The organism is Streptomyces sp. NPDC002092, from assembly GCF_053593775.1.
In genome coordinates, this window is record NZ_JBSFDG010000011.1 from 270,879 (window position 1) to 294,488 (window position 23,610).

Consider the following 23,610-nt stretch of genomic DNA (forward strand, 5'->3'; position numbering starts at 1 on the left):
GCCATCAGGGACCAATTGATCCCCGGACTGTCGTATGGTCATCCCTCGTGGGTACGGACATCGACGGGGTCATCGAAAGCCGCTCGCCCGATGGGCACTGGCGGTTCACGGCCGATCTGCTGGACTTCGAGCCTCCCCGGGACTATGTCGCCTGGGAGTGTCTCTTCGGAGTGCGCGGGGCGGGGGACGTGGAACGTCCGCTCTTCGCCGCCCGCGGGCTGCCGGACGGGATCTCCGATGCGGTACGCGAGTCGGGCATCGGGGAGTACCAGCACGACCACACCTACACCACCTGGGCCGAGGTGGCGGCGGTGGACTGGGACGCCCCGCTCGCGCACGGCCCGGCCTGGAACTGGGCGGTGCGGTCCCTGCCGGACGGTGACGAACTCGTGCGGGTAACTCCCGGCCTGCGCGCGGCGGCCGCCGAAACCTTCGGCGGAAACCTGCTGCTGGCGCCCCCGGAGTGGCCACCCGGCGCCGAGGTGCACCTGGCCGGCGTGGCGCACCGCCCCGTGATCCTCACGGCGCGGATGCTCGCCCCGCCGGACGAGGGATGCTGGGCACAGGTATGGAGCACCATGCGGGACATGGCGGCCAGATACGGCGACGAGCACGTACGGCTCGTCGTCTGGTTCGGCTGACGGCCCGCGCACCGGTGAAGGGAGCCGACATGACCACCGACGCCACCGACACCACGGTCACGGACGAGGCGGTACGCAGTCTCCACGCCACCACCGACCCGCGCCTGCGCGAACTGCTGACCGGCCTGATCCGCCACCTCCATGCCTTCGCGCGGGAGACCCGGCTGACGCAGCAGGAGTGGGAGCGGGCGATCGGCTTCCTCACGGCGACCGGGCAGATGTGCACGGACACCCGGCAGGAGTTCATCCTCCTGTCGGACGTGCTCGGCCTGTCGATGCTCGTCGAGACGATCAACGGCGACCGCGCCGCCGGAGCCACCGAGTCGACGGTCCTCGGCCCCTTCCACATGACCGAGTCCCCGGCACGCGAACTCGGCGCGAACATCGACCTGGTGGGCGGCGGCGAACCCTGCGTGGTCAGCGGACGGGTCCTGTCCGGGGACGGAACGCCGCTGCCGGGCGCGGTCGTCGACGTCTGGCAGGCCGACGGGAACGGCTTCTACGACGTCCAGCGCCCGGACGTGCAGCCGCCGGGCAACGGCCGCGGGCTGTTCACCGCGGACGCGGAGGGCCGCTTCTGGTTCCGCACCTGCGTGCCGAGCCCGTACCCGATCCCCACCGACGGCCCGGTCGGCGACCTGCTGCGCGCGACCGCCCGCCACCCCTACCGGCCCGCGCACATCCACTTCATCGCCTCGGCCGCAGACCATGTACCGGTGACCACACACATCTTCGTCGCGGGCAGCGACTACCTCGACTCGGACGCGGTGTTCGCCGTCAAGCCGAGCCTGGTCCAGGAGTTCACCCATACGGATGACTCTGCCCTGGCGCGAGAGTTCGGCGTCCCGAACCCCTTCCGCCACGCCCGCTTCGACCTCGTACTGGAGCAGTCGTGAAGCACCACCTCGACTTCTCCTACGAGTCCCGGCCGGTGCGGGTCGTCTTCCGGCCCGGGGCCGCCACGACCGCGACCGCCGGCGAGGCCGCGGCGCTCGGCCTGCGGCGGCTGCTGGTGGTGTGCGGCAGTCACGGCGCCCGGACGGCACGCGCGGTCGCCGACTCGCTGGGTTCCGCCTGCGCGGGCCTGCACGACGGCGCCCGGATGCATGTGCCCATCGAGGTGGCCGACCGGGGCGTCGAGGCGGCCCGTGCGGCGGGCGCCGACGGCTGCGTGGCCGTCGGCGGCGGCTCCTCGATCGGCCTCGGCAAGGCGATCGCCCTGCGCACCGGCCTGCCGCTGATCGCCGTGCCCTCCACCTACTCCGGCTCGGAGATGACCCCGGTCTGGGGCCTGACCGAACACGGCGCCAAACGCACCGGCCGCGACCCCGTCGTCCTGCCCCGCAGCGTCGTCTACGACCCCGAGTTCACCGTCTCCCTGCCGGTGCCGCTCTCCGTCACCAGCGGGATCAACGCGATCGCCCACGCTGTCGAGGCGCTGTACGCCCCCGACACCTCACCCCTGATCGCACTGATGGCCCAGGAGGGCGTACGGGCCATGGCGGGCGCCCTGCCCGAGGTGGCCGCCGACCCGGCATCCCTGGAGGCCCGCAGCCGGGCCCTGTACGGCGCGTGGCTGTGCGGCTCCTGCCTCGGCGCCACCACCATGGGCCTGCACCACAAGCTGTGCCACGTCCTCGGCGGCACCTTCGGCCTGCCCCACGCCGAGACCCACACGGTGGTCCTGCCCTATGCCCTGGCGTACAACGCGCCCGCTGCCCCGGACGCGGCGGCCGCCGTCGCCCGCGCCCTCGACGCGGACGACGCCCCGCACGCCCTGCGGGAGCTGGCCGGGCGCCTCGGCGCACCTCGCTCCCTTGCCGAACTCGGCCTGAAGGAAGGCGACTTGGCGGTGGCGGCGGCGCAGACCGCGGGACAGGCCTACGCCAACCCGCGCGAGGTCACGGCCGACGGGGCGCTCGCCGTGCTGCGGGCGGCGTACGAGGGCGCGGCACCGGACTTCCCCGCCGCCTGACGCCGAAGGGCCGCCGCCCCGCCGGAGCTACGGCCTCCGGGCCCGGCGGGTCCAGATCACCGAACCAGCCCGAGGGCGTACTCCCACGTCTCCTTGCCCCTCACGCAAGGGGAGTCGCACCATGCCCGCAATATGGCGGACAAAATTGTTGACAATATTGTCTGGCTAGATTTAGGTTCGACAGGCACTCACTCAGGAGGGCAGCGATGCCGACAGAAGCCCGTCCGAGCACCGGAGAGCAGGCCAAGCAGCATGCGCTAGCGCAGCTGCGGCAGGCGATCCTGCACGGCGAGATGGCACCGGCACAGCGGCTGGTGGAGAACGAACTCGCCGAGCAGTTCGGTGTGACACGGGCCAGCATCCGCGCGGCACTCATCGATCTGGAGGCCCAGGGTCTCGTCGAGCGGATCCGCAACCGCGGCTCGCGGGTGCGGGTGGTGAGCGTGGAGGAAGCGGTCGCCATCACCGAGTGCCGGATGGTCCTCGAAGGGCTGTGCGCGGCGAAGGCCGCCGTCGCCGCCAGCGACGAGCAGCTCGCCCGGCTGACCGAGCTGGGCGCGGCGATGACCAAGGCCGTGGCCGACGGTGAGCCGGTGACCTACTCCGAGCTCAACCAGGAACTGCACGCCAAGGTGCGCGAGTTCTCCGGCCAGCGGACGGCCGTGGACCTGCTGGAGCGGCTCAACGCCCAACTGGTGCGCCATCGCTTCCAGTTGGCGCTGCGGCCGGGGCGTCCGCAGCAGTCCCTGAGCGAGCACCTGGTGATGATCGAGGCGATCAGGGCCAGGGATCCGCAGGCGGCCGAGACGGCCGTCCGCGCCCACCTCACCAGCGTGATCGAGGCGCTGCGCGACTGACAGCCGCGCGGCCGAGAGCCGCTGGAAGGGGCGGGCGCCCATCTGTCACCAAGAAATTGGGAGATCGCAGCATGACCCAGGTCAACGCGCCCGCCTCCCCGCGGTCCACCCTCGTCGTCACGGCGCATGCCGGGGACTTCGTGTGGCGGGCGGGCGGCGCCATCGCCCTGGCCGCCGCCCGCGGGGAGAAGGTCACCATCGCCTGTCTGACCTTCGGCGAGCGCGGCGAGTCCGCCAAGGCGTGGCGCGAGGGCAGGAAGCTCGACGAGATCAAGGCGATACGCCGGGACGAGGCCGAGCGTGCCGCCGCCACCCTCGGCGCCGGGGTCCGCTTCTTCGACGCCGGCGACTACCCGCTCATCCCCACCGCCGAGCTGACCGACGAACTCGTCGCCGTGTACCGCGAGACACAGCCGGACGTGGTCCTCACCCACCCGGTCGAGGACCCGTACAACGGCGACCACCCGGCCGCCAACCGCATGGCACTTCAGGCCCGCATCCTCGCCCAGGCTATCGGCTACCCGGGCGAGGGCGACATCATCGGCGCCCCGCCCGTCTTCTACTTCGAGCCCCACCAGCCCGAGATGAGCGGCTTCAGGCCCGAGGTCCTCCTCGACATCACCGAGGTGTGGGACACCAAGCGCAAGGCCATGGAGTGCCTGGCCGCCCAGCAGCACCTGTGGGCGTACTACACCGACCTCGCGGTCCGCCGCGGCGTCCAGCTCAAACGGAACGCCGGCCCGAACCTGGGCCTTGCGCACGACACCATGGCCGAGGCGTACATGCGGCCGTTCCCGCAGATCGCGAAGGAGCTGGCATGAGCGGCGTGATCGTCACCAACCCGCCGAAGGCCGCTGCGAAGGAGGTCGAGGCGCTGGCCGGCTTCGGCGTGGCCACGGTCAGCGAGGCGATGGGCCGCAGCGGCCTGCTGGGACCGGACATCCGCCCGATCCAGCAGGGCGTACGAGTCGCGGGAACAGCCGTCACCGTGATCGGCTGGCCGGGCGACAATCTCATGATCCACGCGGCCGTCGAGCAGTGCGGCGAGGGCGACATCCTGGTCGTCACCACCACCTCGCCCTGCACGGACGGTCTGTTCGGCGAGCTGTTCGCGACCGCCCTGAAGCAGCGCGGCGTGCGCGGTGTCGTCCTCAGCACGGGGATCCGCGACACCCAGGAGCTGCGGGACATGGGCTTCGCCGCCTGGTCCCGGGCCGTCTCCTCGCAGGGCACGGTCAAGGCCACCGGCGGTTCGGTGAATGTGCCGATCGCCATCGACGGCCAGGTGATCCGCCCCGGCGACGTGATCCTCGCCGACGACGACGGCGTCGTGGTCGTACCCCGTGAACGCGCCCGCGGGACGGCGGAGAAGGCGCAGGCCCGCGAGGCCAAGGAGACCGCCACCCGCGCCGCCTTCCTCGAAGGACAACTCGGCCTGGACCGCTACGGGTTGAGGGGGACCCTCGAGCGGCTCGGCGTCGAGTACCGGACGTATGAGGAGTACCTGGGGGAGCAGCCGTGACCGGCGGACCCGAGGAGGTTCGCTGTCTGCTGATGCGGGGCGGTACCTCCAAGGGGGCCTACTTCCTCGCCGACGACCTTCCCGCGGAACCGGCTCTGCGCGACGCGCTGTTGCTGCGCATCATGGGCAGTCCCGACGAGCGGCAGATCGACGGGCTCGGTGGCGCACATCCGCTCACCAGCAAGGTGGCCGTGGTGTCCGTCTCGGCCGATCCGCGCGCCGACGTCGACTACCTCTTCCTCCAAGTCGCCGTCGACGGGCCTGAAGTGAGTGATCGTCAGAACTGTGGGAACATCCTTGCCGGCATCGGCCCGTTCGCCGTCGAGCGCGGGCTTGTGGCGGCGCGGGAGGAGCAGACCTCCGTCCGCATCCGCATGGTCAACACCGGCGACTTCGCCACAGCCACCTTCCCGACCCCCGGCGGTCGCGTCGACTACAGGGGAGACGCCGAGATCTCGGGCGTGCCGGGGACGGCCGCGCCCGTGGTCATCGAATTCCCCGCCGGAGCAGGGAAGCTGCTGCCCACCGGCAAGGTCCGGGACGACCTCGACGGCACACCCGTGACCTGCGTGGACAACGGCATGCCGACGGTGCTCGTCGCGGCCTCGTCCCTCAAGGTGAGCGGCTACGAGTCGCCCAAGTACCTGGAGGAGGACCTCGCACTCGCCGACCGGCTGCATGAAATCCGCCTGGAAGCAGGGCGGTTGATGGGCCTCGGCGATGTCTCGGACGCCACCGTGCCCAAGCTCACCCTCCTCGCCCCGCCCCGGGACGGCGGCGCGATCTCCACCCGCACCTTCATCCCGGTGCGCTGCCACACGTCGATCGGTGTGCTCGGCGCCGCCAGTGTGGCCGCCGGCCTGCGGATCGCGGGCGGGGTGGGTGCGGAACTCGCGCAGCTCGATGCCGGCAGCGACCGTGTCCGTATCGAACACCCCACCGGATTCCTGGACATCGAAAGCAGCCTCACCACCGGTCCCGACGGACTGCCCGCCGCCCGACGCACCGCCGTGGTCCGCACGGCCCGCAAGATCTTCGACGGCACCGTCTTCCCACGCTCCGCCGAGACGGCACCCATCCCCCCGCACCCCGAAGGAGGTCACCGATGACCCCGCCGCTCGGCGACATCGCCCACATCGGCCACGCCCAGCTCTTCACCCCGGACCTGGACGCCAGCGTCGCCTTCTTCACCGACTGCCTGGGCCTCACGGTCAACGGCCAGGACGGCGACACGGTCTACCTGCGGACCTTCGACGACTACGAGCACCACAGCCTGGTCCTCACCGCCCGCGAACGGCCCGGCCTCGGCCGGCTCGCCCTGCGCACCTCGAGCGAGGCGGCCCTCCATCGCCGTATCAAGGCGATCGAGGAGGCGGGCGGCTCCGGCAAGTGGGTCGAGGACGAACCCGGCCTCGGCAGGCTCTACTTGACGACTGACCCGGACGGCCACGAGCACGCCCTGTACTGGGAGAGCGAGCACTACCGGGCCCCCGAGGGGCTCAGGCCCGCACTGAAGAACCAGCCGCAGGCCAAGCCCAACCGGGGCGTCGGGGTGCGGCGACTGGACCACATCAACTTCCTCGCGGCCGACGTGCTCGCCAACGCCGAGTTCCAACAGCACGTGCTGGGAGCGCGGCCGACCGAGCAGATCCGGCTCGACTCCGGCCGGATCGCGGCGCGTTGGCTGACGTACACGAACAAGTCGTACGACGTCGTCTACACCGAGGACTGGACCGGCTCCACCGGGCGGCTGCACCACATCGCCTTCGCGACCGACACCCGCGAGGACATCCTGCGCGCCGCCGATCTCGCCATCGACACCGGAGTGTTCATCGAGACCGGCCCGCACAAGCACGCCATCCAGCAGACCTTCTTCCTGTACGTCTACGAGCCGGGCGGCAACCGCATCGAGCTGTGCAACCCGCTCACCCGCCTCGTCCTCGCGCCCGACTGGCCGCTGATCACCTGGACCGAGGAGGAGCGGAAGAAAGGGCAGGCCTGGGGGCTGAAGACCATCGAGTCGTTCCACACGCACGGGACCCCGCCGGTCGCCTGAGAGGTCTGCCGCCCCGGCGCAGCTCTACTACGAGTACCTGGACCGGTATCCGGTACTGGTCCCACGGCTGTGCGAGGCCGCCGTCCCGGCCTGGGTGGTGCGCGGCGACCACGACGAGATCGGCCTGACGGACGTCGAGCGGCGGGGCCTGGAGGCCTGCCCGCAGGTCCGCACGGTCACCGTGCCCGACGCCGGGCACCTCGTACTGGTCGAGCAGCCCGCACGGGTCGCCGACGTCATCCTGGACGCGGCCGCCGCGACGCGCTGAAGCCCGCTCCCCGTGGGGCTTTGCGTACGCGTGGCTGTTGGATGTCAGTGGCGACGGGACACTGGGATCATGCAGGACACACATACGGGGGCGGCGCGTCTGCGGGCCGTGCTGCGGGCGCCGTTCACGGCTCAGGCCCGGGCCGAGGTCGCGTACTGTCTGATCGGGTTTCCGATTGCCCTTGTCGGGTCCGTACTGGTGCTCGTTGTTCTTGCCCTCGGTGCCGGCTTCACCGTCTCCCTCGTCGGTGCCGTGCTCGGGCTGCTGCTCGTCGTCGGCTCGACCGGGCTTGCCCGTGCCTTCGCCGCCGTGCATCGTCGGCTGGCGGCGGGGCTGCTGGGGGAGCGGGTGGCGGCGCCGCCGGTGGTGCGGCCCGCGGGAAAGGCTTTCGCGCGGCTCGACGCGCGGTTACGGGACGCCGCCGGATGGCGCTCGGTGGCGTACACATTGGTCAAACTGCCCGTTGCCGCCTTGCAGTTGTATGCCGTGGGCTGGTGGCTGACCGGCCTGCTCGATCTGTCCGCTCCGCTGCGCTGGGCCGCCTTCGGGCAGCGTCCGCACCCCGGCGGGGAAGGCATGCCGACCATCACGCCCGTCCCGGTCGGCGGCGGTGCCCCGCACAGCACCACCTTCGCGGGGACCTTCGTGGCCGCCGCGATCGGTGCGGTGACGCTGCTCGCGGCGCCGTGGGTGACCCGCGGCATCGTCGCCGTGGACCGCTGGCTGGTGCATGCCCTGCTAGGGCCGGGTGAACTCGCCCAGCGGGTAAGGAACTTGGAGGAGACCCGCGCCCTGGCCGTCGACGACTCCGCGGCCCTGCTGCGCCGGCTGGAGCGGGACCTGCACGACGGGGCGCAGGTACGGCTCGTCGCGCTGGCCATGAGCCTCGACATGGCGAGGGAGGGGCTGGGCGCGGAGGGCGAACCGGTCGCCGACCCGGGGCGGCTGCGCCGGCTGATCGAGACCGCGCACACCAACGCCACCGAAGCGCTCAGCGAGCTGCGCGACCTGGCCCGCGGCATCCATCCGCCCGTACTGGACGACGGCCTGCCCGACGCCCTCACCACGCTGGCGGCCCGCAGCACCGTACCCGTGGAACTGGCCGTCGACGTCCCGCAGCGGCCCACTCCGGCGATCGAGACCATCGCCTACTTCTGCGCCGCCGAACTGATCACCAACGTCATCAAGCACAGCGGCGCCCGGCGGGCGGTCCTGCGCGTCAGCCAGGAGGAGGGCCTGCTGCGGCTGTGTGTGACCGACGACGGGCGCGGAGGCGCGGCGCCCGGAGCGGGCAGTGGTCTGACGGGTCTGCTGCAGCGGGTACGTACGGTCGACGGCACCTTGCACGTCAGCAGCCCGGAGGGCGGGCCGACGGCGGTGACGGTCGCACTTCCGCTGCACGCGTGAGGGGACGCCGAGAGGTGAGGGAGCATTCCGGTATGCGTGTCGTGATCGCCGAGGACGCCGCCGTACTGCGGGAGTTGCTGGCCCAGATGCTCACCGAGCGCGGCCACGAGGTGTGCGCCCTGGTGGGCGACGCCGAGGGTCTGCGGTCGGCCGTCGCCGAACACCGGCCGGACGTCGGCGTCGTCGACATCCGTATGCCGCCCACCCACACGGACGAGGGCCTGCGCGCCGCCATCGACATCCGGCGGGAGCATCCCGGGACCGGGGTGCTGCTGTTCTCCCAGTACATCGAGACGAAGTACGCGACGAGACTGCTGGCCGAGGGTTCGGCCGGCGTCGGCTATCTGCTCAAGGACCGGGTCGCCAACGTGGCCGAGTTCACCGACGCCCTGACCCGGGTGGCGGCCGGCGGGACCGCCCTCGACCCCGAGGTCGTCACCCAGCTCGCCGGTGCCGGGCGGCGGGGCGAGGACCTCGAAACACTGACGGCACGCGAGCGCGAGGTGCTGGCGCTGATGGCGCAGGGCAGGTCGAACGCCGCGATCACGCAGACCCTGGCGGTGTCGGCCGGCACGGTGGAGAAACATGTGGCCGCCGTCTTCGGCAAGCTGGGCCTTACGGCCTCGGAAGACGCGAACCGGCGGGTGCTGGCGGTGCTGCGCTACCTGGGCGCATGAGCGGCTGACGCCGACAGAGGACTGCTGACCCGCACAAACACCGAACCGCTCCTAGACTTGCAGCGGAAGCGAGCCCTCCAGTGGTGCGTCCTTGTGTGTCCAGGTGCACCTGGTGCGTGAAGGCGGTGACGCTCCATGCCGTACGTCGCAGTGAGCGCGGTGAGCCATCCCGGGCTGCTGCGCGAACGGAACGAGGACAGCCTCGTCGTCGGCCCGTGGACCCTGTGCGCCACCGTGACCGAGAGCCCGCAGACCCTGGTCTTCCCCCTCGGAACGCCCCTGGTCGTCGCCGTCGCCGACGGGCTCGGCGGCCATCCCGGCGGCGACGTGGCGAGCGCCCTGGTCGCGCGCCGGATCGCGTCGATCGGCCCTGCTCTGGACGACGAGGACGCCGTCCGCGCCGCGCTGCACGCCTGCAACCGTGCCGTGTACCAGGCCGCAGCGGAGGGCAGCGAGCTGACCGCCATGGGAACGACCGTGGCGGGCATCGTCGTACGACCGGGCTCGCTGCTGATCTTCAACGTGGGCGACAGCCGGGTCCTGGCCGCCTCCCGCGACGGCCTGCGCCAGGTGAGCGTCGACGACAGCCCACCGCTCGCCCCCGGCCGGCGCACCACGTCCCTGGTCACCCAGTGCCTGGGCGGCAGCCCCGGCTACCGGGCCGTCAGCCCCCATGTGACGGCGGAGCCCCTCTCACCCGGCGACCGCTACCTCGTCTGCACGGACGGCCTGACCGACCCGCTGACCACGGACGTCATCGAGGAACTGCTGACAGACCACGACGACGGCCGGGCTGCCTTCGAGCTGTGGAAGGCCGCGATCGCGGCGGGCGGGCCCGACAACATCACGCTGGCGGTCGTACGGGTCGCGGACGAACGATGACCCCCCGAGGACAACGCCCGCATCGCGGCCGGCCTCGATCGTTTCCCCGCCGCTCACGCATCAGCCTGCTGCGGCCCTCCTGGGTGCCCCGCATCACGACGAAGCACGGTACGTCGGCCCCTCGCCACCCATGCGCAATGCCGGGCGGCCGACGGGGCAACGTTCAGTCATGCTGGGACAGGGGGCATCTCTTCCTGCGGCAAGGAGCACCGTATGCGCACGGACCCGGTCGGACGATTCCTGGCAGCCCTGGGCCCCGAGCAGCGCGAGGCCGTCGGCGCCAAGCCGCGCGAGGAGCAAGAACGCCTTGCGGCGGCCTGGGAACAGGAACTCCAAGCGGACGACGAACTCGACACCCTCGACGAACTGTCACCGCCGGCAGCAGAGGCCGAAGCGGCCCGCCGCATCCTGCAGGGCGGGACCGACTAGCAGCCACCGCCCGGCAGACGCCGAGCGGCCACTCAGTCGAGACAGAACTCGTTGCCCTCGACGTCCTGCATCACGATGCACGACTCGTTGACGCCATCGGCGGGCAGCAGCCGCACGCGCGCCGCGCCGAGCGCGACCAGCCGTGCGCACTCCGCCTCGAGGGTGGCGAGGCGCTCCTCGCCCACGAGGCCGGTACCGGCTCGCACGCAGAGGTGCACGCGATTCTTGACCACCTTGCCCTCGGGGACGCGCTGGAAGTACATGCGCGGGCCGACCCCTGTGGGATCCATGCAGGCAAACGAGGCACCCTGACGCTCGGGCGGCAGCGAGCGGTCGAAATCGTCCCACGTGGTGAACCCCACGGGCGGCGGTGGTACGACGTACCCCAGAACCTCGCACCAGAAGCGGGCGACGCGCTCGGGTTCCGCACAGTCGAAGGTGACCTGGAACTGCTTGACCGGTGGCATCGGCGCACCTTAGCAGAGTGATCATCTGCTCGATCCCGGCGGGTCCGCAGGTGGGGGGAGGCGGGGTGAGGGAGCGTCAGGAGTTGCTCGTGGCGCCGACGATGGCGGAGAAGATCCGGTCCTGCGGGGAGGTCGGCACATGGAAGAAGCCGTTGTTGCAGCCGAGGCGCAGTACCGCCGCCTCGTCCGCGACCGCCTTGACGTCTCCCAGGTTGTGACTGATGAGGATCACTCCGATGCCCTGCTCGCGGAGCTCCTCGACGAGGTCGAGGACGTGGCTGGCCTGTGCGATGCCGAGCGCCGCGGTGGGCTCGTCCAGGAGGACGGCCTTCGGCCGGCCGAGGAGCGCGCGGGAGATCGCGACGGTCTGCCGCTGGCCCGCGGACAGTGAAGCGACCGGCGCACGCAGGTCGGGGACGCGGATGCCCAGTGTGTCGAGCTGCCCGCGCGCCTCCCTGCGCATCCCGCTGTCGTCCATCGACCGGAACAGGCGGCCCCGGGCGCCGGAGCACCGCCGCTCCCGCCCCAGGAAGAGGTTCGCGGCGACATCGAGGTCGTCGCACAGGGCCAGGTCCTGGTACACGGTCGCGATGCCCAGGCGCTGGGCGATCCGGGGAGTCCTGATCTGGACCGCCCGCCCCTCCCACTCGATGACGCCCTTGTCGGGGGGATCCACCCCCGAGATGACCTTGATCAGGGTGGACTTGCCGGCACCGTTGTCACCCAGAAGGGCGACGACCTGGCCCTTGTGCACCTCCAGGTCGACATCCTTGAGGGCTTGGACGGCGCCGTACCGCTTGGAGATCCCGTGCAGCGCGAGCAGCGGCGGACCAGTCACGCGCACCTCGCCTTCTCCGCGCGACCGCGGTGACGCCGCACGGACCCGGTGGAACCCCGGCCCTGTTCCGATCACCATCTTTCGTCCCTATCCGGACGTATGCAATGCAGAACGCATGAACCCGTCCAAACGGCGTGGTCCAGCCGCGCCCACCCGAAGAGGAGACTGAGACGACACAGTGCGATATGTATGAACAAACTGGACACGGCCGGAGGAGGGTGTCACCCATGGCACACCACTGCACCGTCCGCAGGCGCGGTCGGCCACGGAGTTCGCGCGCGGGGCCGACGCTCCTCCTGGTGGGAGCCATGCTGCTCGGCGCCGCGGCCTGCGGCGGAAATCAGGCCTCCACGGGTGGCCAGGGGACGGGGAAGGTCACGATCGGTCTGGTGACCAAGACGGAGACAAATCCGTTCTTCGTGGCTCTGCGCGAGGCGGCCCAGGCCGCGGCGAAGAAGGAGGGTGCCGAGCTCATCGCCCTGTCCGGCAAGTTCGACGGCGACAACGAGGGCCAGGTCAATGCGGTGGAGAGCCTCATCGCCCGCCATGTGCGGGGCATCATGATCACACCGTCGAACACGACGGGGATCCTGGGCGCCATCGCCGAGGCCCGCCGGCAGGGCATCCTGGTGATCGCGCTGGACACCGCGACGGCCCCGGAGAGCGCGGCGGCGGCCACGTACGCGGCCGACAACTTCAAGGCCGGACACCTCCAGGGCGCGTATGTCAGGGCTGTGCTCGGCCGCCGGGCCCCCATGCTGTTCATGCTCGACGGCACGGAGGGTTCCACGGTCAGCCAACAGCGCCACGACGGCTTCCTCAGCGGCTTCGGGATCAAGGACGACTCACCGGCGATCCGCGGACGGGCGATCACCAACGGCGACCGCAACCGGGGGCAGACCGCGATGGAGAACCTGCTGCAGCGCACGAGCGATGTGAACTCGGTGTACACCATCAACGAACCGGTGGCCGACGGCGCCTACACGGCCCTCGCGGCACGCGGTCTCAACGGGCGGGTGACCGTCGGCTCCATCGACGGCGGATGCGAGGGTGTGCGCGACGTCAGGTCGGGCAAGTACGCGGCCACCGTCATGCAGTTCCCGGTCAGGATGGCCGACCTGGGCGTGGCCGCGGTCACCGACTTCGTCAGGCACGGGAAGAAACCGTCCGGCTTCACGGACACGGGCACGCAACTCATCACCGACAAGCCGGTGCACGGGCTGGCGTCCCGCGACACCGGCTGGGGACTCCGGCACTGCTGGGGGTGACCTCCGGGCGCCGACCGCGCGAAGGGATCAGTAACGGATCATGAGATCACCCGTGACCACCAGTGCCGCCACCGAGGGCGAGCCGGGCACCGCGCTGCGGGACGCACTGCGGTACGCCCTGCGCACACCGACCGTCGGCCCCCTCGCGGCCCTGGCCGTCGCCGTACTGGTCTTCTCGGTCGCGACGGACACGTTCCTGACGCCGGAGAACCTCGCCCTGGTACTCCAGCAGTCCATCGTGACCGGCACGCTGGCACTGGGCCAGACCCTGATCATCCTCACCGCCGGCATCGACCTGGCGAACGGGGCCATCGCGGTGCTCGGCACGCTCGTCATGGCCAAGCTCGTCTTCGAAGGGCACGGCCCCGCGGGGGCGTTGCTGCTCGGCCTGCTCACGGCGACCGTCCTCGGGCTGGTCAACGGCCTGCTCGTGGCCCGCCTCGGCCTGCCTCCCTTCATCGTGACGCTGGGCGCACTGACCGTCATCTACGCCGTGGCCAGGCTCTACTCCGACTCCCGCAGCTATCCGGTCACCGACGACCTGCTCGTCTTCTGGGGCAACGGCGTCCACGTCGGCAGCGTTCTCGTCACCTGGGGGACGTTCCTGCTCGTGGGCCTGTACGCGTTCTTCTGGTACGGCCTCGCCAAGACGGCCTGGGGCCGGCACATCTACGCCGTCGGCAACGCCCCCGAGTCCGCCCGCCTGACCGGCATCAATGTGCAGCGTACGGTCCTGTCGGTCTACGTCACCGCCGGCCTCCTCTACGGCATCGCCGCGTGGCAGGCCCTCGGCCGTATCCCCAACGCCGACCCGAACTCCTACCAGACGGCGAATCTGGAGAGCATCACGGCCGTCGTCATCGGCGGGACCAGCCTCTTCGGCGGCCGGGGAAGCGTCGCCGGAACGCTCATCGGAACACTGATCGTCACCGTGCTCCGCTCCGGCCTCACCCAGGCGGGCATCGACAGCCTCTATCAGGACGTCGCCACCGGGACGCTGGTCGTCGTCACGGTCGCCGTCGACAAGGTCCTGCGCAGGGGATCCGCCCGCTGACGCGACGCGCCACCGGGACTGGGTCGCTGAGCAGACCCGTCAGTACCTGGCCTCCGGCGGCTCGGAGGGACGCGAGTCGAACGGCGTCCACACGCTTTTCGAGAACCTCCGGGCGGACCCGAGCGTCGGAGTGCAGGTCGGCGGCCGCCGTTTCACCGCTCACGCCCGGGTCGCCTCCCGGCCGAACGTGAGCTTCTGTGGCCCCGGATGGCGCGCGTTTTCCCGCTGTACGACGAGTACGCGCGGAAGACCGACCGCGAAATCCCGGTCGTCCTGCTCGCGCCGCAGGACTGAGTCTGACGATAACCGTTGGCCGGCGTCCACGTGGTTCTGCCAGGGTGGCGGGCGTGACGCGTCGCTTTCTTCCCGGTCTTGAGCTGGCCGAGCTGTTCCACACGGAGGTCGTCGCCCCGATCCTGGACGACGCGCTGCACGGCGTGGCGTACTCGGCGGCGCTGATCGGCTACGGCTCGGAGGTGCAGGGTTTCGACACCGCGCGTTCCACCGACCACGCCTGGGGGCCGCGCCTGGAGGTGTTCCTCGCCGGCGAGGACTTCCGGGCCCGGGCGCAGCACCTGGACGCGGAGCTCGACCGGCGGCTGCCGGAGGAGTTCCGCGGCCACCCGGTTCGGTTCTCGTTTCCCGACGGCGCACCGGCCCGGCACTGGGTGCACATCAACGATCTGCGGGCCTTCTTCACCGAGCAGCTCGGCGCCGACCCGGCTCAGGGTTTGCCGGTGCGTGATTGGCTCATGGTTCCGACGCAACTGCTACGGGAATTGACCGGCGGCGCGGTCTTCCACGACGGCCTCGGCCTGCTCGAGTCCTACCGCACAGCTCTCGCCTGGTATCCCGATGACGTGTGGCGTCATGTGCTGGCCTGCCAGTGGATGCGCCTGTCCCAGGAGGAACCGTTCGTCGGGCGCTGCGGCGAGGTCGGCGACGACCTGGGTTCCGCGGTGGTCGCCGCCCGGCAGGTGCGCGACCTGATGAAGCTGTGCCTGCTGATGCACCGCGTCTACCCGCCCTACAGCAAGTGGCTGGGCAGCGCCTTCGCCGCACTGCCCTGTGCCGCGGAGCTCACCCCGCTCCTGGCGGGCGCGTTGGCGGCGCGCAGCTGGCAGGAACGCGAGCAGTACCTGTCCCCGGCGTACGAGCTGGCCGCAGGCATGCACAACCGCGTCGGGCTGACCGAACCCCTTGACGTGAAGGTCCGTCACTTCCACACCAGGCCGTTCCTGGTGCTGGACGCCCACCGCTTCACCGATGCCCTGATCGCCTCCATCGGCGATCCCGCCCTGCGCGCACTGCCCCCGGTCGGTGCGATCGACCAGTACGTCGACAGCACCGACGTCACCGACCGGAACCACACCGACCGTCGTATCCGCTACATCGCCGGACCGGGCCTCTCCGCCTGACCGCCGAGCGATCAGTGCCCGTGCCGCCCGTCATGCAGGCAACACCGCTCATCCCCGGGCCCAGGCTGCCGCACCGGCTCGCCGGGCATCCCCGCCGACTTCACCTGTGACGCGCACGCCGCACGCTGCGCGCTCTCGATCATGTCCTCGCTGTCGGACGCGGCGTTCGCCAGGCTGGTGCAGCACACAGCCAGCAGCAACGCGCCTCCGACGAACGGCAGCGCCCGCCGCGGCGGAGGAGGCGCGAGCAGCGCGCGGACCCGCTGCGGTACGGCGCCTCCTGTCGCGGCCAGCATGCCCGTGCGCGGCGGGTGCGCCGCGGAGGCGAGCGCGGCGCGGCCGACCGATCGCGCGACGATCCGCCGGTCGCCGACCTGGGCGGCGGCCTCCTCGTCCGCCCAGCGCTCCAGGATGAAACCGCCCGTCGCGGCCAGCGGGCGCAGCAGCGGACTGACGGCCGCGGTGAGCCGCCACAGGGTCTGGAAGAGATGGTGCCTGCCGCGCAGATGCGCGCGCTCATGCGCCAGCAGCGCCTCGCGTTCGCCGTCGCCGAGGCAGCGCAGCATGCCGCGGGAGACCACGATCCGCCCGGGTGCGCCGGGCAGGGCGAAGGCGGTCGGTGACGCGTCGTCCAGGACGGCCAGTTCGGTGTCGCCCGACAGCCGCCGGCACTCCCGGCGCGCCCACCTCAGATGCCGCACCTGGCGTACGGCGGCCACCCCGAGCCCGGCGCAGGAAGCGGCCAGGGCGAGGGCCGCGGCCGTCGCGACGGTGAGGTACACCGGGTCGTCGGCGCTCAGTGCCGACACCGACCAGCGGCCCTCGGCGGCGACCTCGGGGATGCGTGCGAACCCGGCGAACGCCAGCAGGGCCAGCGACCCCAGCCAGCCCAGCGCGGTCACCAGTGCGGCACAGGCCAGCGCCCAGGCGGCCGGACGTGGAGCCAGCCGCCGTGCCGGGCCGGGGACGAGCACCGCGAGGACGACGGTGACCAGGAGGGGGACGTAGACGCTGATCCGCACCGGCTCACGGCTCCTTGCCGGCGCGGCCGGAGTCGTGGCCGGTGTCCTGGTCGGACAGCAGTCGGTGCAGCAACTGTTCGTCCTCCTGGGACAGTTCGGAGACGAAGCGGCTGAGGACAGCCTCGCGGTCGGAACCGTGCTCGAGGAGTGCGTGCATCTGATCGGCGGTGTGGGAGGCCTCGTCGCGGGCGGGCGCGTAGGCGTAGCCGCGGCCTGCCCGGTGCCGGACGAGCATGCCCTTGTCGTACAGCCGCGACAGGATCGTCAGCACGGTCGTGTAGGCGAGATCGCCGGGCAGCCGGTCCCTGACCTGCCGTGCGGTCAGCGGCTCCTCGGCTCCCCACAGCGTGGCGAGCACCCCGCTCTCCAGCTCACCGCGCGCCCGCCTGCCGGCTGTCTCGCCCTCCCGGTCGTGCACTGTTCACCTCACCGTCCTTCGTCGCTCGGGGGCACAGCCTATCCGCCTGTCCACTACGACATGTAGGACATGGGTCCGGCCTCCCAGGACCGACCGCCCGGCCGGCTCCTCGGGTTACTACTACAACTTGTACGAGTTTACCTACTACATGTTGTAGAGTTTCGCCGCCTCACTCCACCTGCGGAGGAACAAGCCCATGCCCCACCTCGGAAGTACGGTGCATCTGCGCGCCCTTGCGGCCGCCGCCCTGAGCACGCGGCCCGCGACGACGCCCCGCCGTACGGCACCGGCCGAACGCGTCGTGATCGTCTCCGCCAGCATCGGGGCGGGCCATGACGGTGCCGCGCACGAGCTGCACCGCCGGCTCCAGGCCGCCGGTGTCGCCGTCGACCGGTACGACCTGCTCGACCTGCTGCCCGCCCGGATCGGCCGGGCCGTCCGCGCCGGCTACCACCGGATGCTCGTCCGGGCACCCTGGATCTACCAGCGGGTCTACGACAGCACCGAGCGCGCCGGTGGTGGCGGCCTGCTGGCCGGTGCCCTGCTGCGCACCGCCGAGGACCGGATGCTGCGCGCCCTGCCCGCGGACACCGGCGCCGTCGTCTCCACCTATCCCGGGGCCAGCCGGGTGCTGGGCAGACTGCGGCTGGCCGGCCGTCTCGACGTGCCGGTGTTCACCTACCTCACCGACTTCTCGGTGCACCCGCTGTGGGTGGCCGACGGCGTGGACGTCCACCTCGCCGCCCACGCCGTGCCCGCCGCCCAGGCTCGGGCCCTCGGTGCGCACGACGTCCGGGTGGGCGGGCCGGTCGTCGACCCGCGGTTCCGGCCCGCGCAGGCGGCCGAACGCACCGCCGCCCGCGCCCGGTTCGGCCTGCCCGCCGCCCCGCTCGCCCTGCTGGTCGCGGGTTCCTGGGGAGTCGGCCCGGTCCGGCAGATGGCCCTGGAGCTGCGGGACTGCGGCGCGGCCGTGCCGGTCGTGGTCTGCGGCCGCAACGAGACGCTGGCCCGTCAGCTGCGGGAGGACGGCATCGAGCACGCCTACGGCTGGGTGGACGACATGCCCGGCCTGATGCACGCCGCCGACGTGCTCGTCCAGAACGCCGGCGGACTGACCTCGCTGGAGGCCTTCGCCGCCGGCCTGCCCGTCGCCAGCTACCGCTGCATACCGGGCCACGGACCGGCCAACGCGGCCGCGCTCGACGAGGCGGGCGTCGCCGCCTGGATCGAGCACCCGGCCGAACTCAAGGACATCCTCTGCGACTTGATCGACGGCCCCCGCGGCTTGCTCCAACGCGAGGCAGGACTAGCCCTGTTCGCCACCCCCGGCCGGGGCCCGGCGGACGCAATAGCCCGCGCCTGCGGCGCCCGCCCCCCGCTCCCTGCTCCACTCGCCCTTGCACGGTCCGCCGGCGGCGGGGCGGGAGCCCGTCCGGCGGTTGGGTCGTCCGTCGTGTCCGCGACCGGAGCGGATCCGGCCGGTGCGCTGCCTGCTGCGCGTGGGGCCGGTCCCGTCGCTGGGCCGTCCGCCGGGTGCGGGGCGGGCGCCCGTTCGGCGGTTGGGTCGTCTGCTGTGCTCGCGACCGGAGCGGATCCGGCCGGTGCGGCGCCCGCTGTGCACGGGGCCCGTGCGGCCGCTGCGCGGCCCGCCGCACACGCCGCCGGGCCGGTCGCTGGGCCTTCCGTCGGACGCGAGGCGGGAGTCTGCGCGCCCGTTGCGCCTTCCGGCGTACTCAGGACGGGAGTTCGGGCGGCTGTTGTGCCTTTCGGCGGACGTGGGGCGGGGACCCGTACCGCCGTTGAGTCTTTCGTCGTAGAAGGGCCTCGAAGCCGTCCCGCCCTACGTCGTCTCGCCGCCGCCACCGCCGTCGCAGCCTGTGCCGTCTGGGTGTGTGCAGTCGGTACCGCGGTCGCCACCACGGACACGGGCAAGGGCGTCATGCACGCCATCGGTCGCAGCCTGGACCTCGACGAACCGCCGCACACCGGCGCTCATCGCCCGGAGGGCCACCGCTCGTGAGTGCCGCACGTCTGCTCCGTACGGCCGCCCGGGTCGCCGTTCCCGTACTCGTCGCCGCTCACGCGGCCCCGGTGCTGTCCACCTTCGGTCCGCTGCGCAACCGGGCCATGCCCCGCCTCGCGGGCCGGGGCCGCGCCGACCACGTCGCGCTGACCTTCGACGACGGGCCCGACCCGATGTCCACCCCGTTCTTCCTGCGGGTCCTGGAAGAACGGAAGGTCACCGCCACCTTCTTCCTCCTCGGCTGCCAGGCGCGCCGCTCGCCCGGCCTGGTCCGCGAGATCGCCGCCGCCGGGCATGAGATCGGCATCCACGGCTGGCTCCACCGCCCGCTGCTGCTGCGGGGCCCGCGCGCCACGTACGACGATTTCGCCCGCGCCCGCGACACGGTCGGCGCCCTCACCGGCCGTGCCCCGGCGCTCTTCCGGCCGCCCTACGGTGTGATGTCCACCGGCGGTCATCTCGCCGCCCGCCGCCTCGGCCTCACTCCGGTGCTGTGGACGGCCTGGGGCGAGGACTGGACCGCCCGTGCCACCCCGGACTCCGTCCACCGCACGGTCACCCGCGACCTGGACGGCGGCGGCACGATCCTGCTGCACGACTCCGACTGCACCTCGGCTCCCGGCGCCTGGCGCTCGGCCCTCGGCGCTCTGCCCCGCATCCTCGACACCTGCGAGGAGCGGGACCTGTCGGTCGGACCGCTGCGCGAACACGGACGGTAAGCGGGGGAGCGTCAGCGGGCGGTGGTGCGCACCCCGTCCAGCGCGATCGCCAGAACCCGATCGCGCTGGGCGTCGTCGTCGAAGGCCGTGGCCGTGATGCCGGCCACCATCCGCAGCAGGTCGACGAAGTCCATGTCCTTGCGTGCCTCGCCCGCCGCCTGCGCCCGCTCGAACAGCGGCCCGCCCGCCGCGTACATCGACTCCCGGCAGGCCTGGAAGATCTCGGACTCGTCGTTGAGGGCCTCACGGACGGCCCGCTTGGTCACCATATATCCCGCGAACCGGCTCAGCCAGGCCGTCAGCGCCTCCCACGGCTCCAGCCCGGCGACCTCCTGCGCGACCTGGCACAGCTCGTTGACGTCGCTCGCGTAGACGCTTTCGAACAGGTCGCGGCGGGTCGGGAAATTGCGGTAGAGCGTGCCGATGCCCACGCCCGCACGACGCGCGATGTCCTCCAGGGAGGCATCGGAGCCGTGTTCCGCGAACGCCTCGCGGGCTGCGTCCAGCAGGGCGTCGTAGTTGCGTGCGGCGTCCTTGCGGTGCGGCCGCCGGGACGCCACGATCTCGCCGACGGGGAACGTCACGGGAGCCTCCAGAGCTGGTTCGATACGGAGGAATGCCTCCGCTACTTGAAGCGGAGGTGTGCCTCCGCTAGAGTGGAGGTACTCCTCCACTTTACCAGTGGAGGGCACGTCCACCACCTTTCCGCGACCGCTCACCGCGGCCGTCGGCGTGCCCGAGTCCGCCCACCGGCGCTCCGGGCCCGCACGACCGTGGCCCGAGAACCTCGGCCGCACCCCGCTCGTTCGGAGAGGCCCTTCATGCCCAGCAAGTCCACCCGTCTCACCTTCGCGGTCCTCGCGGCCGGCGCCGGTGTGTTCGCCATGCTGCAGTCGCTGATCGCGCCGGCCCTGCCGACCGTCCAGCACGCACTGCACACCTCCCAGTCCACCGCGACCTGGGTGATGACGGCCTATCTGCTGTCCGCCTCCGTCTTCACCCCGATCCTCGGCCGCGTCGGCGACCTGATCGGCAAGAAGCGCACCCTGGTCGCCGTCCTGTCCGTCGTGCTGCTCGGCTGTCTGCTCGCCGCGCTCGCCCCGACCATCGGCGTCCTGATCGTCGCCCGGGTCGTCCAGGGCGTCGGTGGTGCCCTCTTCCCGCTCTCTTTCGGCATCATCCGCGACGAGTTCGCCCCGTCCCAGGTCAGCGGCAGCATCAGCAACCTTTCCGCGGTGATCGCCGCGGGCGGCGGCGTCGGCATCGTCGCGGCCGGACCCATCGTGTCCGCGCTCGACTACCGCTGGCTGTTCTGGATCCCGGTCGCCGTCGTCGCGGTCACGGTGTTCATCGCCCTGCGCTACGTGCCCGAGTCGCCCACCCGGGCCGAGGGCAAGGTCAGTTGGCTGGGTGCCGGTCTGCTCTCGGCCTGGCTGGTGGCCCTGCTGCTGCCGCTGAGCCAGGCGAGCAAATGGGGCTGGGGCTCGGCCAAGGTGATCGGTCTGTTCGCCGCGGCCGCCGCCCTGTTCGCCCTGTGGATGCTGTCCGAGGCCCGCTCCCGCACCCCGCTGATCGACCTGCGCGTCATGCGACTGCCGGCCGTGTGGACCACCAACACCGCCGCCCTGCTGTTCGGTGCGGGAATGTACGCGCTCTGGTCCTTCCTGCCGGCCTTCGTCCAGACGCCCTCCGCCGCGGGTTACGGCTTCGGCGCGAGCGTCACGGCCTCCGGCCTGCTGATGCTGCCGATGCTGGTGGCGATGTTCCTCTCCGGCATCCTCAGCGGCCGTCTGGAACCCGTGGTGGGCGCGAAGTCCCTCCTGACCACCGGCGCCGCACTCGGCGCCCTCGCCCTGGGCGTCCTCGCCCTCTGGCACTCCGCGCAGTGGCAAGTCGCCCTGGTATCGGGCGTGTTCGGCCTCGGCATCGGACTGGCCTTCGCCTCCATGGCCAACCTGATCGTCGGCAGCGTCCCGGCCTCCCAGACCGGCGCCGCGACCGGTATGAACGCCAACATCCGCACCATCGGCGGCTCCATCGGCGCCGCGGTCACCAGCGTCCTGGTCACCGGCCGCCTCCAGCCCTCGGGTCTGCCGTACGTCTCCGGCTACACCCACGGCTTCGCCCTGCTGGCGGTGCTGTGCCTGGCCGCAGCACTGGCGGCCCTGCTGGTCCCGACGGCACGCAAGACCCGCCTCACCGCTCCGGCCCCCACCGCCGACCTGACCCCCACCCAGCCGGAAGCGGCTACATCCGGCACCCGCGGCTGACCCCAGGCAGCCGACCCGGACTGCCGGGTCGGCCACCGGCCCCGGCCGTAACACCGCTGTACGTACGGTAAGGTTGACCTGCGTGTTCCCGCGGTTCACCGCGGGAAGCGCACCGGGACGTGGCGCAGCTTGGTAGCGCACTTGACTGGGGGTCAAGGGGTCGCAGGTTCAAATCCTGTCGTCCCGACTGGAGACAGTCGCAGGTCAGGGCCGGTTTCGGAGGCATCCGAAACCGGCCCTGATCATTTTTGGGGGACCAGATGGGGACCGACGCCCTTGACCGAGGTCAGCGGGTCACGACGATCGGGCTCGGCAGTGAGCGTGGTGCGCGGAGCACGCTGAGGTGCGCGGAAAGAAGAGTCCCAGAGGGCTCCCACTGCTGAGGGATGCCCCTTTCGGCTCTGTACGCCGATCGTGCTGTGACCGGGATGGTCCACCGTGATCGGAAGGCGGCTCGCGGGACGAGCGCACGCGCAACGGCTGGTATTACTGGGGCATGCAGGAAGCATACGGACGGTTAACCGATCCGTATGAGGATCGGCGCCGGAAGCGGTGGACGCGGGGTGGGCAGCCACGGGTGCTCGTTGCGCGACGTTCGGCCTCGTATCGGCCCTCACGGTTTGAACCGGACCGACGGCGGCCATGATCGTGAGGCGACCATGGCCGCTTGAACCGATCCTCACTCAGCTGCTAAGCGGCCACTATCTTCCACCACTGCTGCGACTGGAAGTTCTTCACCCACAGCTGCGCTTTTGCCCCGTTGCCATTCGTGTTCGTGTCTCGGTCAAGGACGGTGTTGTAGTTGAAGTTGTACCTGACGTTGTAGATGGCCAGGTCGTTCGAGCGCACGAACCACTGCTGCTGGGTGCTGCCATTGCACTGCCACAGCTGGACCTTGGTGCCGTTCGCGCCTCCGCCGTTGGTGTCGGCGTCCAGACACATCCCTGGGAATCGCACGTTCTCCACGCTGCCGTCGTCCCAGGAGATCCACTCTTGTTGGGTGCTGCCGTTGCACGCCCAGGTCTGCACCTTGGTGCCGTTCGCGCCGTTGTTGGCGTCCGCATCCAAGCACTGTCCCGGTGTCACGGAGTACAGGCTGTCGATCCGAATGTAGACGCCGGTCCTCTGCGGAGTCACCACCTTGGGGCCCGCCTGCCTGGAGGAGGCCAGGGCCCCTCCCAGCGTCGCGTGAGCCGACGTGGTCGCGTCGGCCTGCGCTGCCGGTATCGCGCCGCCGAACGCTGCCGCTAACACCGCCGTAACGGCCAGCGCCCTCTTGCGAATACGCATCTTTCTCCCTGAAGAAAGGCGGGTGGCCTGTGCCTCCCGCGGCCCGTGAAGCATGCCAAGCTTGTCATGCCCACGCTACGGGAACGCTGTAATCCCATTGAGGAGGTAT

General features: G+C 71.4%; 26 protein-coding genes and 1 tRNA gene. 21 read left to right on the forward strand and 6 right to left on the reverse strand.

The annotated features are described in order from the left end of the window. Nucleotides 1-47: 47 nt before the first annotated feature. The 13 genes from ACWCRD_RS26260 (at nucleotide 48) to ACWCRD_RS26320 (ending at nucleotide 10,714) form a co-directional block, all read left to right on the forward strand. A complete protein-coding gene (locus ACWCRD_RS26260) occupies nucleotides 48-641 on the forward strand; it encodes a hypothetical protein (RefSeq protein WP_450968218.1) in 594 nt (197 codons plus the stop codon). Nucleotides 642-670: 29 nt separating this feature from the next. Then, nucleotides 671-1,537, forward strand: a complete 867-nt coding sequence (locus ACWCRD_RS26265; protein WP_450968219.1) for an intradiol ring-cleavage dioxygenase — start codon at nucleotides 671-673, stop codon at nucleotides 1,535-1,537. Then, complete coding sequence (locus tag ACWCRD_RS26270) at nucleotides 1,534-2,616, forward strand: maleylacetate reductase (protein ID WP_450968220.1); 1,083 nt, start codon at nucleotides 1,534-1,536, stop codon at nucleotides 2,614-2,616. The genes ACWCRD_RS26265 and ACWCRD_RS26270 overlap by 4 nt, the downstream gene beginning before the upstream one ends. A gap of 206 nt (nucleotides 2,617-2,822) precedes the next feature. Then, nucleotides 2,823-3,473, forward strand: a complete 651-nt coding sequence (locus ACWCRD_RS26275; RefSeq protein ID WP_450968221.1) for a GntR family transcriptional regulator — start codon at nucleotides 2,823-2,825, stop codon at nucleotides 3,471-3,473. Between the two features lie 71 nt (nucleotides 3,474-3,544). Further along, the gene (locus tag ACWCRD_RS26280; protein ID WP_450968222.1) at nucleotides 3,545-4,294 is read left to right on the forward strand and encodes a PIG-L deacetylase family protein; all 750 of its coding nucleotides are present in this window, start codon (nucleotides 3,545-3,547) and stop codon (nucleotides 4,292-4,294) included. After that, nucleotides 4,291-4,995: a 4-carboxy-4-hydroxy-2-oxoadipate aldolase/oxaloacetate decarboxylase gene (locus ACWCRD_RS26285; RefSeq protein WP_450968223.1), complete on the forward strand. Its 705-nt coding sequence runs from the start codon at nucleotides 4,291-4,293 to the stop codon at nucleotides 4,993-4,995. Before ACWCRD_RS26280 ends, ACWCRD_RS26285 begins: the two co-directional genes overlap by 4 nt. Then, on the forward strand, nucleotides 4,992-6,104 hold the full coding sequence (locus tag ACWCRD_RS26290) for a 4-oxalomesaconate tautomerase (RefSeq protein WP_450968224.1): 1,113 nt from the start codon (nucleotides 4,992-4,994) through the stop codon (nucleotides 6,102-6,104). Before ACWCRD_RS26285 ends, ACWCRD_RS26290 begins: the two co-directional genes overlap by 4 nt. Further along, nucleotides 6,101-7,051, forward strand: coding sequence for a catechol 2,3-dioxygenase (locus tag ACWCRD_RS26295; RefSeq protein ID WP_450968225.1), 951 nt, complete (start codon nucleotides 6,101-6,103; stop codon nucleotides 7,049-7,051). Before ACWCRD_RS26290 ends, ACWCRD_RS26295 begins: the two co-directional genes overlap by 4 nt. A gap of 94 nt (nucleotides 7,052-7,145) precedes the next feature. After that, nucleotides 7,146-7,319, forward strand: coding sequence for an alpha/beta fold hydrolase (locus tag ACWCRD_RS26300; RefSeq protein WP_450968226.1), 174 nt, complete (start codon nucleotides 7,146-7,148; stop codon nucleotides 7,317-7,319). Between the two features lie 69 nt (nucleotides 7,320-7,388). After that, nucleotides 7,389-8,726, forward strand: coding sequence for a sensor histidine kinase (locus ACWCRD_RS26305; RefSeq protein WP_450968227.1), 1,338 nt, complete (start codon nucleotides 7,389-7,391; stop codon nucleotides 8,724-8,726). A gap of 32 nt (nucleotides 8,727-8,758) precedes the next feature. Beyond that, entirely contained in the window at nucleotides 8,759-9,403 is a 645-nt protein-coding gene (locus tag ACWCRD_RS26310; protein ID WP_450968228.1) for a response regulator, read from the forward strand. A gap of 135 nt (nucleotides 9,404-9,538) precedes the next feature. Then, nucleotides 9,539-10,285 carry a PP2C family protein-serine/threonine phosphatase gene (locus ACWCRD_RS26315; protein ID WP_450968229.1) on the forward strand — a complete coding sequence of 249 codons (747 nt, stop codon included), beginning with the start codon at nucleotides 9,539-9,541 and terminating at the stop codon, nucleotides 10,283-10,285. A 213-nt stretch (nucleotides 10,286-10,498) separates the two neighbouring features. Further along, the gene (locus ACWCRD_RS26320; protein WP_450968230.1) at nucleotides 10,499-10,714 is read left to right on the forward strand and encodes a hypothetical protein; all 216 of its coding nucleotides are present in this window, start codon (nucleotides 10,499-10,501) and stop codon (nucleotides 10,712-10,714) included. A gap of 32 nt (nucleotides 10,715-10,746) precedes the next feature. On the opposite strand, the gene ACWCRD_RS26325 is transcribed toward ACWCRD_RS26320, so the two are convergent. Next, complete coding sequence (locus ACWCRD_RS26325; protein WP_450968231.1) at nucleotides 10,747-11,181, reverse strand: VOC family protein; 435 nt, start codon at nucleotides 11,179-11,181, stop codon at nucleotides 10,747-10,749. A 76-nt stretch (nucleotides 11,182-11,257) separates the two neighbouring features. Beyond that, a complete protein-coding gene (locus ACWCRD_RS26330) occupies nucleotides 11,258-12,019 on the reverse strand; it encodes an ATP-binding cassette domain-containing protein (protein WP_450968232.1) in 762 nt (253 codons plus the stop codon). Nucleotides 12,020-12,246: 227 nt separating this feature from the next. On the opposite strand from ACWCRD_RS26330, the gene ACWCRD_RS26335 reads away from it, so the two are divergent. The 4 genes from ACWCRD_RS26335 to ACWCRD_RS26350 all read left to right on the forward strand — a co-directional run bounded on the left by ACWCRD_RS26335 (nucleotide 12,247) and on the right by ACWCRD_RS26350 (nucleotide 15,759). Continuing rightward, nucleotides 12,247-13,287, forward strand: coding sequence for a substrate-binding domain-containing protein (locus ACWCRD_RS26335; RefSeq protein WP_450968233.1), 1,041 nt, complete (start codon nucleotides 12,247-12,249; stop codon nucleotides 13,285-13,287). Nucleotides 13,288-13,339: 52 nt separating this feature from the next. After that, the gene (locus tag ACWCRD_RS26340; RefSeq protein WP_450968234.1) at nucleotides 13,340-14,341 is read left to right on the forward strand and encodes an ABC transporter permease; all 1,002 of its coding nucleotides are present in this window, start codon (nucleotides 13,340-13,342) and stop codon (nucleotides 14,339-14,341) included. A 207-nt stretch (nucleotides 14,342-14,548) separates the two neighbouring features. After that, nucleotides 14,549-14,635, forward strand: a complete 87-nt coding sequence (locus ACWCRD_RS26345) for a hypothetical protein (RefSeq protein ID WP_450968312.1) — start codon at nucleotides 14,549-14,551, stop codon at nucleotides 14,633-14,635. Between the two features lie 53 nt (nucleotides 14,636-14,688). Next, complete coding sequence (locus ACWCRD_RS26350; protein ID WP_450968235.1) at nucleotides 14,689-15,759, forward strand: DUF4037 domain-containing protein; 1,071 nt, start codon at nucleotides 14,689-14,691, stop codon at nucleotides 15,757-15,759. A gap of 11 nt (nucleotides 15,760-15,770) precedes the next feature. Here ACWCRD_RS26350 and ACWCRD_RS26355 read toward each other — a convergent pair whose 3' ends face one another. Next, on the reverse strand, nucleotides 15,771-16,781 hold the full coding sequence (locus tag ACWCRD_RS26355; protein WP_450968236.1) for a M56 family metallopeptidase: 1,011 nt from the start codon (nucleotides 16,779-16,781) through the stop codon (nucleotides 15,771-15,773). A gap of 4 nt (nucleotides 16,782-16,785) precedes the next feature. Continuing rightward, complete coding sequence (locus tag ACWCRD_RS26360) at nucleotides 16,786-17,199, reverse strand: BlaI/MecI/CopY family transcriptional regulator (protein ID WP_450968237.1); 414 nt, start codon at nucleotides 17,197-17,199, stop codon at nucleotides 16,786-16,788. A 196-nt stretch (nucleotides 17,200-17,395) separates the two neighbouring features. Between ACWCRD_RS26360 and ACWCRD_RS26365 the strand changes: the two genes are divergently transcribed. Together ACWCRD_RS26365 and ACWCRD_RS26370 are read left to right on the forward strand one after the other, a co-directional pair. After that, nucleotides 17,396-19,219, forward strand: coding sequence for a glycosyltransferase (locus ACWCRD_RS26365; RefSeq protein ID WP_450968238.1), 1,824 nt, complete (start codon nucleotides 17,396-17,398; stop codon nucleotides 19,217-19,219). Continuing rightward, nucleotides 19,216-19,941 (forward strand): polysaccharide deacetylase family protein, encoded by a 726-nt coding sequence (locus ACWCRD_RS26370; protein ID WP_450968239.1) that lies wholly within the window; start codon nucleotides 19,216-19,218, stop codon nucleotides 19,939-19,941. The genes ACWCRD_RS26365 and ACWCRD_RS26370 overlap by 4 nt, the downstream gene beginning before the upstream one ends. Before the next feature lie 11 nt (nucleotides 19,942-19,952). Here ACWCRD_RS26370 and ACWCRD_RS26375 read toward each other — a convergent pair whose 3' ends face one another. After that, nucleotides 19,953-20,537, reverse strand: a complete 585-nt coding sequence (locus ACWCRD_RS26375; protein ID WP_450968313.1) for a TetR/AcrR family transcriptional regulator — start codon at nucleotides 20,535-20,537, stop codon at nucleotides 19,953-19,955. Nucleotides 20,538-20,762: 225 nt separating this feature from the next. Between ACWCRD_RS26375 and ACWCRD_RS26380 the strand changes: the two genes are divergently transcribed. Continuing rightward, the gene (locus ACWCRD_RS26380; protein WP_450968240.1) at nucleotides 20,763-22,211 is read left to right on the forward strand and encodes an MFS transporter; all 1,449 of its coding nucleotides are present in this window, start codon (nucleotides 20,763-20,765) and stop codon (nucleotides 22,209-22,211) included. A 113-nt stretch (nucleotides 22,212-22,324) separates the two neighbouring features. Further along, nucleotides 22,325-22,398: transfer RNA gene (locus ACWCRD_RS26385), tRNA-Pro, on the forward strand. A 503-nt stretch (nucleotides 22,399-22,901) separates the two neighbouring features. Here ACWCRD_RS26385 and ACWCRD_RS26390 read toward each other — a convergent pair. Then, nucleotides 22,902-23,501: an RICIN domain-containing protein gene (locus ACWCRD_RS26390; protein ID WP_450968241.1), complete on the reverse strand. Its 600-nt coding sequence runs from the start codon at nucleotides 23,499-23,501 to the stop codon at nucleotides 22,902-22,904. Nucleotides 23,502-23,610: the final 109 nt, after the last annotated feature.